General features: G+C 73.1%; 7 protein-coding genes. 1 reads left to right on the plus strand and 6 read right to left on the minus strand.

Annotated elements, in window-relative coordinates:
• Positions 1 to 30 precede the first annotated feature (30 nt).
• Positions 31 to 5379, plus strand: coding sequence for a pullulanase-type alpha-1,6-glucosidase (gene pulA, locus AW27_RS24450; protein WP_052031213.1), 5349 nt, complete (start codon positions 31 to 33; stop codon positions 5377 to 5379).
• Here the strand turns inward: pulA and AW27_RS24455 are convergent.
• From AW27_RS24455 to AW27_RS24480, 6 genes are all read right to left on the minus strand, one after another.
• Entirely contained in the window at positions 5366 to 5902 is a 537-nt protein-coding gene (locus tag AW27_RS24455; protein WP_037927184.1) for a GNAT family N-acetyltransferase, read from the minus strand. The two genes, pulA and AW27_RS24455, sit on opposite strands and share 14 nt — an antisense overlap.
• A 33-nt stretch (positions 5903 to 5935) precedes the next feature.
• The gene (locus AW27_RS24460; RefSeq protein WP_052031212.1) at positions 5936 to 6682 is read right to left on the minus strand and encodes a TetR/AcrR family transcriptional regulator; all 747 of its coding nucleotides are present in this window, start codon (positions 6680 to 6682) and stop codon (positions 5936 to 5938) included.
• 23 nt (positions 6683 to 6705) lie between these two features.
• Positions 6706 to 7761: a PDR/VanB family oxidoreductase gene (locus AW27_RS24465; protein WP_037927181.1), complete on the minus strand. Its 1056-nt coding sequence runs from the start codon at positions 7759 to 7761 to the stop codon at positions 6706 to 6708.
• Entirely contained in the window at positions 7758 to 8654 is an 897-nt protein-coding gene (locus AW27_RS24470; RefSeq protein ID WP_037927178.1) for a metal-dependent hydrolase, read from the minus strand. The genes AW27_RS24465 and AW27_RS24470 overlap by 4 nt, the downstream gene beginning before the upstream one ends.
• 111 nt (positions 8655 to 8765) lie before the next feature.
• Positions 8766 to 10169 (minus strand): hypothetical protein, encoded by a 1404-nt coding sequence (locus AW27_RS24475; protein WP_078556955.1) that lies wholly within the window; start codon positions 10167 to 10169, stop codon positions 8766 to 8768.
• Between the two features lie 172 nt (positions 10170 to 10341).
• Positions 10342 to 12273, minus strand: coding sequence for a hypothetical protein (locus AW27_RS24480; protein WP_037927170.1), 1932 nt, complete (start codon positions 12271 to 12273; stop codon positions 10342 to 10344).
• Positions 12274 to 12325: the final 52 nt, after the last annotated feature.

Here is a 12325-nt window from a genome sequence, read left to right on the forward strand (position 1 = left end):
CCATGCGACACGTACACAAGGAGACCCGCCTTGATACGCCCTGCCGCAGGAGCGCTCGCCGCCGCGCTGGCCGTGACGCTCCTGCCCGCCCTCCCCGCCGCGGCCGCCGAGGCCAAGGCGCCCGCCCCGCCCTCCGACGCGAAACTGGCCGCCGAGCCGGCCCGCCACGACCTGACCCGCGAGCAGTTCTACTTCGTGCTCCCGGACCGGTTCGCGAACGGTGATCCGTCCAACGACCGGGGCGGACTGACCGGCTCCCGTCTGGAGACCGGACTGGACCCCACCGACAAGGGCTTCTACCAGGGCGGCGACCTCAAGGGGCTCACCGACCGGCTCGACTACATCAAGGGGCTCGGCACCACGGCCATCTGGATGGCGCCGATCTTCAAGAACCAGCCGGTGCAGGGCAAGGGGAACGACGTCTCCGCCGGCTACCACGGCTACTGGATCACCGACTTCACCCAGGTCGACCCGCACTTCGGCACCAACGCCGACCTGGAACGGCTGATCGACAAGGCGCACGCGAAGGGGATGAAGGTCTTCTTCGACGTCATCACCAACCACACGGCCGACGTGGTCGACTACCGGGAGGCGTCCTCCTCCTACCTGTCGAAGGGGGCGTTCCCGTACCTGACGAAGGACGGTGTGCCGTTCGACGACCAGGACTACGCCGACCGGAAGGGGAAGTTCCCGAAGGTGGACGGGGAGTCCTTCCCGAGGACCCCGTTCGTGCCGGACGCCAAGAAGCACCTCAAGGTCCCGGCCTGGCTCAACGACCCCACGATGTACCACAACCGGGGCGACTCCACCTTCGCCGGAGAGTCCTCCGAGCAGGGGGACTTCTTCGGCCTGGACGACCTGTGGACCGAGCGCCCCGAGGTCGTCAGCGGCATGGAGAAGATCTACGAGAAGTGGGTCAGGGACTTCAAGATCGACGGCTTCCGCATCGACACGGTCAAGCACGTCAACACGGAGTTCTGGACGCAGTGGGCGACCGCCCTCGACGCGTACGCGGCCAAGCACGGACGCGAGGACTTCTTCATGTTCGGCGAGGTCTACTCCGCCGACACCGCCGTCACCTCACCGTACGTGACGCGTGGGCGCCTCGACGCCACCCTCGACTTCCCGCTCCAGGACGCGATCCGCGCGTACGCCTCCCAGGGCGCGGCGGCCTCCCGGCTGGGCTCCGTCCTCGCCGACGACTACCGCTACACCTCGGGTACGGCCAACGCCTACGAGCAGGTGACCTTCCTCGGCAACCACGACATGGGCCGCTTCGGGACCTTCCTGAAGCAGGACCGGCCGGGCGCGACCGAGCAGGAGCTGCTGGGCCGCTACCGGCTCGCCAACGAGCTGATGTTCTTCTCCCGGGGCAACCCGGTGATCTACTCCGGTGACGAGCAGGGCTACACCGGTGCGGGCGGCGACAAGGACGCACGCCAGCCCCTGTTCGCGTCGAAGATCGCCGACTACCTCGACGACGACCAGCTGGGAACGGCGCGCACGCATGCGAGCGACGCCTACGACCCGGAGCACCCTCTCTACCAGGAGATCAGTGCTCTGTCGAAGCTGACCAAGGCCCACCCGGCCCTACGCGACGGCATCCAGAGCGAACGGCTCTCCGACGGCTCGGTGTACGCCTTCGCCCGCACCGACGCCCGCAGCCGCACCGAGTACCTGGTCGCCGCCAACAACGCCGCCGAGTCCCGCACCGTCGAGATCGACGCCCCGGCCGGCAGCCAGTACCGCACCCTGTACGGCGGCTCCGCGCTGATCCGCGCCTCCGCCACGGGCAAGCTGACCGTCGTCGTCCCCGCCCTCGGCTCGGTGGTCCTGCGGGCCGTCGCCCCGCTCGCCGCCCCCACCGCCAAGCCCGCCCTGACGTTGAAGGCCCCGGCCCCCGGCGCCACCGGCACCGTCGAGCTGTCCGCCGACGTCAGCGGCGGCGGCCTCAACCGGGTCGTCTTCGCCGCGCAGACCGGCACCGGCAGGTGGCAGGTACTCGGCTCCGCCGACCACGCCCCCTACAAGGTCACCCAGCACATCGACGCCAAGACCCCCGCCGGGACCGCCCTGCGGTACAAGGCCGTCGTCGTGGACTCCGCCGGCCGCACGGCGAGCGCCCTCGCCGGGTCCGTGACCGGGCAGGCCCCACCCCCCGATGTGCCCACCGCCACCCAGCGCGACTACGCGGTCGTCCACTACAACCGCCCCGACGGCGACTACACCGACTGGCGGCTCTACGCCTGGGGCGACATCGCCGAGGGCGAGGCCACCCCGTGGCCGGCCGGCCACGCCTTCACCGGCCGCGACGCCTACGGCGCCTTCGCCCATGTGAGGCTCAAGCCCGGCGCCTCCTCGGTCGGTTACCTCGTCATCGACAAGGACGGCACCAAGGACGTCGCCGCCGACCGCACCATCGACGTGACGAAGACCGGCGAGATCTGGCTGGAGCAGGGCAAGGAGCCCGCCCGGACCGACCGCCCCGCGTACCCGCCGCAGGACCAGGGCAAGGCCGTCCTGCACTACCAGCGCCCCGACGGCGCCTACGACGGCTGGGGCCTGCACGTGTGGACCGGCGCCGCGACCCCGACCGACTGGTCCAAGCCGCTGCCGGCAACCCGTACCGACTCCTACGGAGCCGTCTACGAGGTCCCGCTCGCCGCCGGAGCCACCAGCCTCAGCTACATCCTCCACAAGGGCGACGAGAAGGACCTCCCCACCGACCAGTCCCTGGACCTGAAGGCCACCGGCCACGAGGTGTGGATGCTCGGCGGCCGGGAGCAGTACCTCCTGCCGCAGCCCGCAGGCTCTTCGGCCGCCCTGGACCTCACCACGTCCCGGGCGGTGTGGATCGACCGCGACACGGTCGCCTGGAACGCCCCCGCGGCGGCCGCCTCCGTCCAGCTCCTCGCCTCCCGGGAAGGCTCCGTCAAGGCCGAGGACGGCACCCTGACCGGCGCGGCCCGGTGGCTGCGGCTCAGCCGCTCCGAGCTGACCGCCGCCCAGCAGCAGAAGTTCCCGCACCTGGCCGCCTCCAGTGCCTTCACCGTCGACCCGCGCGACCGGGACCGCGTCCGCGAGGCCCTGCGCGGCCAGCTCGTCGCGAGCGCCCGCGCCGCGAACGGGGCCGTCCTCGCCGCCACCGGCGTCCAGCTGGCCGGCGTCCTCGACGACCTGTACGCGACGACCGCCGCCCTGGGCCCGGTCTTCAAGGACGGCCGGCCCACCCTCTCCGTCTGGGCACCCACCGCCCAGCGGGTGGCCCTCGAACTCGACGGCCGCACCGTCGCCATGCGCCGCGACGACGCCACCGGCATCTGGTCGGTGCGCGGCGCGCGCTCCTGGAACGGGAAGCCGTACCGCTACGCGGTGACCGTCTGGGCCCCCAGCACCCGCGAGGTGGTCCGCAACCTCGTCACCGACCCCTACTCCACCGCCCTGACGGCCGACTCCACCCACAGCCTGGTCGTGGACCTGGCCGATCCGAAGCTGGCGCCGCCCGGCTGGAAGCAGCTGCGCAAGCCCGCGGCCGTCCCCTTCACCTCCGCGCAGATCCAGGAGCTGCACATCCGCGACTTCTCCGTCGCGGACCGCACCAGCGGCCACCCCGGCCAGTACCTGGCCTTCACCGACACCGGCTCGGCGGGCATGCGCCACCTGCGCGACCTGGCCGACGCCGGCACCTCCTACGTCCACCTCCTGCCCGCCTTCGACATCGGCACCATCCCGGAGAAGGCGGCGGACCGCACCGAGCCCGCCTGCGACCTCACGGTGTACGCGCCGGACTCGCAGGAGCAGCAGGCGTGCGTGGCGGCGGCCGCCGCGAAGGACTCCTACAACTGGGGCTACGACCCGCTGCACTACACCGTCCCCGAGGGCAGCTACGCCAGCGACCCCAACGGCACCGCCCGCACCGTCGAGTTCCGCAGGATGGTCCAGTCCCTGAACGGGGCCGGGCTGCGCACGGTGATGGACGTCGTCTACAACCACACGGTCGCCGCCGGGCAGGCCGACAAGTCCGTCCTCGACCGCATCGTTCCCGGCTACTACCAGCGTCTGCTGGCCGACGGCAGCGTCGCCACCTCCACCTGCTGCGCCAACACCGCACCCGAGAACGCCATGATGGGCCGCCTCGTCGTGGACTCGGTCGTCACCTGGGCGAAGGAGTACAAGGTCGACGGTTTCCGCTTCGACCTGATGGGCCACCACCCGAAGGCCAACATCCTGGCCGTCAGGGCCGCGCTGGACGCCCTGACGCCCGCCAGGGACGGGGTGGACGGCAAGAAGATCGTCCTGTACGGGGAGGGATGGAACTTCGGTGAGATCGCCGACGACGCCCGCTTCGTCCAGGCCACGCAGAAGAACATGGCCGGGACCGGGATCGCCACCTTCTCCGACCGGGCCCGCGACGCGGTGCGCGGCGGCGGCCCCTTCGACGAGGACCCGCGCGTGCAGGGCTTCGCGTCGGGCCTGTTCACCGAGCCCAACGGGGCGCCCGCCAACGGCACCCCGGCCGAGCAGCGGGCTCGCCTCCTGCACGCCCAGGACCTGATCAAGATCGGCCTCTCCGGCAACCTCGCCTCGTACACCTTCACCGACACCTCCGGCCGCCGCGTCAAGGGCTCCGAAGTGGACTACAACGGCGCCCCGGCCGGTTATGCGGCCGCCCCCGGCGACGCCCTCGCGTACGCGGACGCCCACGACAACGAGACCCTCGCCGACGCCCTGACCTACAAGCTCCCGCCCGCCACCGCCAACCGCGACAAGGCCCGCATGCAGGTCCTGGCCATGGCGACGGCCACCCTGTCCCAGGGCCCGGCCCTCTCCCAGGCCGGCTCCGACCTGCTGCGCTCCAAATCCCTGGACCGCAACTCCTACGACAGCGGCGACTGGTTCAACGCCATCCAATGGGACTGTCGCGCGGGCAACGGCTTCGGGCGGGGCCTGCCCCCGGCCGCCGACAATGCCCCGAAGTGGCCCTACGCGAAGCCCCTCCTGACCGGACCGGCGCCCACCTGCACCGACATCAACGCCACCGCGGCGGCCCACCGCGACCTGCTGAAGATCCGCACCACCGAGCCGGACTTCGCCCTCACCACGGCCGGGGCGGTCCAGTCCCGGCTGGGCTTCCCGCTCTCGGGCCGGGAGGAGACCCCGGGCGTGATCACCATGACCCTGGGCGACCTGGTGGTGGTCTTCAACGCCACCCCCACCGCCCAGCGCCAGCGCGTCACCGCCCTCGCGGGCACCGCCTACCGCCTGCACCCGGTGCAGGCGGCCGGATCCGACGCCACGGTCAAGCAGTCCGCCTACGAGGCACGAACAGGAGAGTTCACCGTCCCCGCCCGCACCGTCTCCGTCTTCACACGACGGTGAGCCGGTCGAGCCGCTTCTCCAGCAGGACCACCCCGTAGGTCCTGCCGTCCTGCCCCCGCTTGTCGGGGAGCTCCCCGACCACCCGGTAGCCCGCGTCCAGGTAGTACGCGAGCAGCCGGGGGTTGGTGGAGACGCAGTCCAGCCGAGCCCGCTCCCGCCCGGTCCTGGCCGTCCGCCGCTCGGCGTGTTCGAGCAGGCGGCGTCCGGCCCCGGCGGGGGCGGTCTCGCGCGACACCATCAGCCGGTGCACGTAGCCCGCCACGGGCGGCTGGATCCCCCAGGCCTCCTCGTCGGACCACCACAGCTCGTAGGCACCGCACACCCGGCCGTCCGCGTCGCCGGCGAGCCACACCTCCCCGCCGTGCATCTTCGACCGGAAGTGCGCGGCATCCTTGTCGCCGGGCTTCCACTGTTCGATCCCATGCTTCTGCATCCAGCGGGCGGCCTCGTCGTACAACCGCACCAGCGTGCCGGCGTCCTTCTCCACGGCCGGCCGGAACAGAATCCCCTCGTCAATGATCACGCGGGCATTATCGGTGATCACCGCCGGTCGTGATCACGGGAGGGCGGGGTCGGCGCCCGGTCGGCCGCCGGGAGCCGCCGCGCCGCCCGGGACGAGCCCGACCAGCCGCCCCACCAGCTCTCCGAAGGGCCCGTCGGCCGGTTCGTCGGCCAGGATTCGGACGAGGATGCCCGCCATCTCCGCGTCGTACGCGGCGCTCACCGCGGCCAGCGCCGCGAAGTCGTGGACCAGTTGCAGCTCCAGCTCGCTCCGCGGGATCCTGCGGCCGTCCAGCCAGATCAGGGCCGTGGACTCGGCGAGCGAGACCCAGGAGCGCACCACGAGCTCCAGCCGGGCCGGCACCTCGTCGAGTCCGATCCCCAAGTGCGTGAGGATCTGTTCGTACGCCGCCTGCCGGACCTCGTCGATCATCGCGCTGGCCCGGCTGCTGCCGGCCGCGGGACCCCCGCGCATCAGGGCAGAGAAGCCCGGCCCGTGGTCCTCGACGAAGGCGAAGAAGCGCCCCATCACCCGCAGCAGGCGCGCCCCCAGGGGCCCTTCCCGAGGCTCGACGAACCGCTGGGCCAGCTCGTCGGCAGCCCGTCGCAGCGCCGCCTCGTACAGGCTGAGCTTGCCGGGGAAGTAGTGGTAGGCCAGGGGCCGGGATATCCCCGCGGCCGCCGCTATCTCGTCGATCGACACGTCGTCGGGGGACCGGTGGCTGAACAGCTCCAGGGCAACCCCGATCAGCTGCTGCCGCCGCTCCTCGACACCCATCCTGCGCCGCACTCCGGTCGTCATGCGGACACCCTACTGGGGAGGGTTCACAGGTCCAGGGCGAGGCGGTCCCCCTTCGCGCGCGAGACGCACAGCAGCATCGACTCCGCGCGCTCCTGGTCGGTGAGCAGGTCGTCGCGGTGGTCCACCTCGCCCGCGAGGACCCGGTGTTGGCAGGTCCCGCAGAAGCCCTGCTCGCACGAGTAAGGGGTGTCGGGCAGCTCCCTGCGCACCGCGGCGAGGGTGCTCTCCTGCGCGCCGACCTCGACGACCCGTCCCGAGCGGCGCAGTTCGACCGTGAAGGCCCGTTCCGGGCCGGGTGCCACGGCGGGCGTGAAGCGCTCCAGGTGCACGGCCGTGGGGTCCTCGGCCGTCGCCGTGACGGCCTGCATCAGGGGTTCCGGGCCGCAGCAGTAGACCAGGGTGCCGGGCGCCGCGGTGGCCAGCCGGGACAGGTCGGGCAGGCCCTCCTCGTCCTCGGGATGGACCGTGACCCGGTCGCCGTAGGCCGCGAGGTCGTCGAGGAAGGGCATCGAGTCGAGGGAGCGGCCCCCGTACAGGAGCGTCCAGTCGGCGCCCGCCGCGGTGGCGGCGCGGAGCATCGGCAGGATGGGGGTGATGCCGATGCCGCCCGCGACGAACGCGTACGAGGGGGCCGGGATCAGCTCGAAGCGGTTGCGCGGCGGACGCAGTTCCAGCTCGGCGCCCTCGACGAGTTGGGCGTGCGCCTCGCGGGAGCCGCCTCGGCCGTCACCGACCAGCCGGATCGCGATCCGGTAGCGGCCCTCGTCCGCCGGGTCGCCGCACAGCGAGTACTGGCGGACCAGCCCGGAGGGCAGGGTGACGTCCACGTGCGCCCCCGGCGTCCACGCGGGCAGCTCCGGGGATTCCAGGACCAGTTCCACAACGTCCTGCGCCGGCTGGATGCGGGAGGTGATCAGCGCGCGCAGCGCTCGGCGCGGGGAGTGGCCGGAGACCGGCACCTCCAGGGCGGGCAGCGGCCACAGCGGGGAGGTCCCGATCCGGCGGTCCAGGGCCCGCCGGGCCGCCCAGGCAACACCCGCGACCGCGGCGGCCGTCGTGACGGCCAGGGCGCGCCTCATGCCCGTACCCCGCCGCCCGCGCCGGGGGAGGAGGCCAGGTAGGCCACCGCCTGGGCCGTCGAGCCCTCCTGCGAGGGGTGGTACGTACGGGAGAGGTACTTCGGTACGGACTTCAGCATGGAGCCGGTGGACGGGAGCACGCCCTGCCGCCCGGCCAGGAAGAACTGTCCGAAGGAGGCCTTGCCGTCCACGAGGTGGGGGTCGTTCTCCATGAAGAAGCGGACCCCTCGCTGCCACAGGAAGACCAGGGCGGTGAAGGCCGTGGCCCACGTCCGGGCCCTGCGGCGGTAGCCGCCGTCGACGTGCATGAAGAGGTCGAAGGCCACGGAGCGGTGCTCGACCTCCTCCGCCCCGTGCCAGCGCAGCAGGTCCAGCATGGTGGGATCGGCGCCGCGCCGGTCGAGTTCGTCGGCGTTCAGCACCCAGTCGCCGAGGAACGCCGTGTAGTGCTCGATGGCCGCGATCATCGCGATGCGCTCCATCAGCCACCAGTGCCGGGCGCGGCCCGGGGGCAGGGTGCGGTCGCCGAGCAGCTTCTCGAACAGCCAGTCCACCTGGGCGGTGTAGGGGGTCGGGTCCAGCCCCAGGCGCTTCAGGTGCGGGAGGACGTCGTCGTGGGCGGCGGCGTGCATGGCCTCCTGGCCGATGAACCCGACGACGTCCTCCCGCAGCCGCTCGTCCTCGATGTGGGGGAGCGCCTGCTTGTAGACGTGCACGAACCAGCGCTCCCCGGCGGGCAGCAGCAGGTGCAGCACATTGATCATGTGTCCGGCGAAAGGTTCGCCGGGCAGCCAGTGGAGCGGGGTGTCCTCCCAGCCGAAGGACACGTTCCGGGGCCTGAGGCCCACGTGTTCCGACGCCACGGGGGCGGGCGCGAGCGGCGTATTAGACATGGCGTCAATGTACTGGTGGGTAAAGGGGGTGAGAAGACCCCTGCACCGACTTCTCGCGCCCGTGCCCACCCCGTGACGGACGGCCCGGGGGCCGATCCGGCGGATCGGGGTCTAGCGTGCGGTGTCGCCGCTCGCCAGTGCCCACTCGCGGTTCAGGGTGCCCAGCGGGATTCCGCGCTCGAAGGCGGGCGTGCCGAACAGCGACAGCTGCAGCTGGAGCTGCCCGCTCAGGTCGAACCCGCCGTACAGGGCCCACGCGCCGCTGACGGAGGCCTTGCCGTCGCTGGACGCGGTCGCCTTGGCGTCCGCCTCGCCGCGCAGGTACGGGGCGAAGTCGCCGGTGACACCGACGGCGCCGTAGAGGCCGACGGACGCCTCGGCACCGAGCGCGCCCTTGACCTTGCCGGCGGCGGTGACGGTCGCCCGGACCGGCGTGCTCTTCACGTTCGAGGTGCTGACCGGGGTCCAGCCCCGACCGAAGGCGTAGCTGCCGCCGACCTTGAAGTCGCCCTTGACGTCCTGCTGGACGTCGAGGGTGACCTTGCCGTCGGCCTCCACCTGGATGTAGCAGGTCAGGTCGAGGTTGACGACGACCGGCACCGGGCCGACCTGGATGACGGGGGAGCTGTGCAGCGTGGCGAAGGGGATCCGCTTGGGCGCTCCCGTGCTCGCCGCGGCCCGGCCCTGGAGCTTCCACTGCGAGGACCAGTCGCCGCTCATCCCGAGGAAGGCGCCGCGCGGGCCGGAGCCGCCGCCCCGGGTGCCGTCGTACTGGAACTCCACCTGCGGGGCGAGCTGGACGAAGCCGGAGACGGAGGCGCCGGCCGAGGCGGGGGCGTCCGGGGCGGTGTCGACGGAGGAGTTCACGTCGAGCCGGAGGTTCCCGAGCGGCAGCTTGGCGCCCTCGGGACCGAACTTCAGGCCGTCGCCCTTGGCCCAGGAGAAGGTCACGCCCTTCATCAGTGGCTCGACGACGACCGTCGAGGGGTCCACCGGCACCTTGCCGTCGGCCTTGTCGTCGTTGAGGACGGCGGCCAGTGTCGTGGAGGCGGTCTTGACCTCGGTGCCGCGGTCGGTCGTGCCGACGACCTCGGTGACCTTGGCGAGCAGGCCGTTGGGGGCGCCGGGTGCCGGGGCGCTGGCGATGACGTCACCCGCCGCGACGGGCTTGTCGGCTTCGGCCGGCCGGCCCGGGGAGGGCGCCCGAGAGGGTCCCTCGGGCGGGGCCTTGGCTATGACGGCCCGTCCGGTCGCGGCGTCGTACGAGGCGACCTTCAGCGCGGACTTCTCGGTCCGGCCCTTCGAGCCGCCCCGGGCGACGGCCGCCGGGGTGGGTTCACCCTGGGGGGCGGCGGCCACGTCCAGCTGCTGCGAGCCGATGTCGGCGGACGGGGAGAGGGGGGCGGGGGCCGCCGGTTCGGCGGCACGGTCGTGGGATGTCGAGGCGCAGCCGGTGGCGGTGAGCGCGAGGGCGGTCAGGCCGGGGAGGAGGAGGCTGCGGGCAAGCGTGCGCACGTGGTGGACCTTCAAGGGGGCAAGGGGTGTGGGGGATTACCGATCGGTAACCGGAATCCGATCATGCCATGTGCCCACTGCGTCCGTCATGCCCGGATCCCGCCAACTCCCTTCAGCCGTCAGGTCGTTGAATTTTCATCCGGCCTCGTGTGCGCCCCACCCGGCCCCGCGGTCAGCGCAGCACCCCGGCCTTCGTGCCGTCCGTCAGCTTCCCCGACAGGTCGACCTGTGCACCGGCCGGCGCCTTGACCGCCAACCGGTTGCCGTTCGCCGAGCCGTTCACCCCACCGCCCGACACCGACAGGGAGGCGAACTGCGCGCTGCCCGCCGCCAGGACGTACCACTGGCCCGCCCGCGACTTCCACAACACGCCCGCCAGCACCCGCGGTTCCCGGGGCCCGCACGCCGCGACCCCCTCCGCGGCCGCCGCCTGCGCCGCAGTGCCCGAGCCCGGCGCCAGGAACTGCGCCTGCACCCGGTCCGCCGCACCCTGCCAGGTCTCGGCCCGCGTGCAGAGCCAGGCCGCCGTCCCGTCGCCCTCCGGCAGCGGCTGCTTCGCGTAGGTCCAGGCGTTGACCGTACGGACCCCGTGCGAGCGCACCGAGGGCAGCAGGCAGGCGATCCGCGACCAGTCCGCGAGTTCCGCCGCCTCCGTCACGTTCCGCTCGGCCCCCGGCGCCCCCGAGGTCAGCCGGGCCGGGGTCAGCTCGCCCAGGTCGGTGATCAGGCGGGTGGCTCCGTCGCCGGTCAGGGCCAGGGCGTTCCAGCTCGTGCAGTCGCCCGCCGGAGCCGGGCCCGGCACCGGCGGGGTCACCCCGTCCTGCGTCGCCTTCAGCGCCGTCGGCGGGTCGCCGGGCCCCAGCAGGTCCCGCAGGGCCACCCCCGTCACCCAGGGCGCCGTGAGGTAGCGGACGTTGCCGTCGACCCGGCTGACGACCAGCGCGGTCGCCGTGTCCGCCGAGGCACCGTCGGTCCGGGCGAAGTCCAGCGCCGCGCCCGCCGACCCGGAGCGCGGCTCGGCGTAGCGGACCACGCGCAGGCCGTCGTGCAGCAGGACCACCACGGCCTGGTCGACGGCGCCGGCGAACAGCAGCTGGGCCGGCCCCATCGGCGGCCCCGACGGAGTTCCGGGGGTGGCCGAGACGACCACGGACGAGCCGGGCCGCGCCCACACCGCCAGCGCCCGACGCAGCAGCGCGGTGTCGTCCGTGCGGTCCCCGCGAGCCGGCCAGGTGGAGAAGTCCGTACGGGAGGAGGTGTGCCAGAGCGCGGGCGAGACCCGGACCAGCCTGGCCGGATCCAGAGCCTGTTCCGCCGCGGCGTTGCGCGCGTACGGCGGAGCGGCGGCCCCGTCCGAGCCCCAGCCCCCGCCGGGCAGCGCGAGCAGCGCCCCGCACACGGCGAGCGCGGCCCCGGCGGCCAGCGCGGCCCGCGTGAGGCGGCGGCGGCGCAGCAGGTCGGTGGGCCGTGCCTGGAGCACGCACGGGTCGAACTCGGGGGAGGCGAACAGTGCGTCGTTCGCCGGATCACCGGACTCCCGGGCCGCGGCGGCCGGGTCCGGGACACCGGCCTCGTCCAGCACCCGGAGCACCTCCGGCTCGGGCAGCCGCTCCAGGGCGCGCAGGACGCAGGCGGCCCGGCCGGGGCCGTCCAGGGTGGCCAGCCACTGGTCGAGGGCGAGCTCCTCGACCCCGCCCGAGCGGGGGAACAGCCGCAGACCCCACACCTGGGGCAGTGCCGGAGGGAGCTGCGCACGCCGCGGCAGGCCCCGGAAGGTCAGCGGCAGACCCGCCTCCAGTGCCGCGCGGAGCACCCGCAGCCGGACGTACGCGTAACCGGAGTCGTCCGGGCCGCCGCGCTGCCCCGGGACCCCGCCCTGTACGACGCCTCCCGCCTCCCGCCTCCCGCGCGGCAGGGCCCGCTGCACCAGCGAGTGCGCGGTGAGGACCCGCCTGTTGCGCCCGAGCGTGGGGGGCAGCACCAGATAGGCGAGCCGCACCAGCCGCGGGTAGTGCTCGACGATGGCGGCCTCGGCCTGCTCGACGTCGGGCGGCACGGGAGCCACGGGAGGCAGGGGGCGGGTGGCGGTGTCCGGCGCAGTCACGTTCAGCAGAACGAGCGATTCGTCGGATGGTCACCCGTCCGCCCCTGGGCAG

Origin of the sequence: Streptomyces sp. PCS3-D2 (assembly GCF_000612545.2) — a bacterium.
GTDB lineage: Bacteria > Actinomycetota > Actinomycetes > Streptomycetales > Streptomycetaceae > Streptomyces.

Bases quoted from the DNA above. Each gene is read 5' to 3' on its own strand.
- AW27_RS24460 (WP_052031212.1), bottom strand. From the start codon at position 6,682: ATGACGACCGGAGTGCGGCGCAGGATGGGTGTCGAGGAGCGGCGGCAG.
- AW27_RS24465 (WP_037927181.1), bottom strand. From the start codon at position 7,761: ATGAGGCGCGCCCTGGCCGTCACGACGGCCGCCGCGGTCGCGGGTGTT.
- AW27_RS24470 (WP_037927178.1), bottom strand. From the start codon at position 8,654: ATGTCTAATACGCCGCTCGCGCCCGCCCCCGTGGCGTCGGAACACGTG.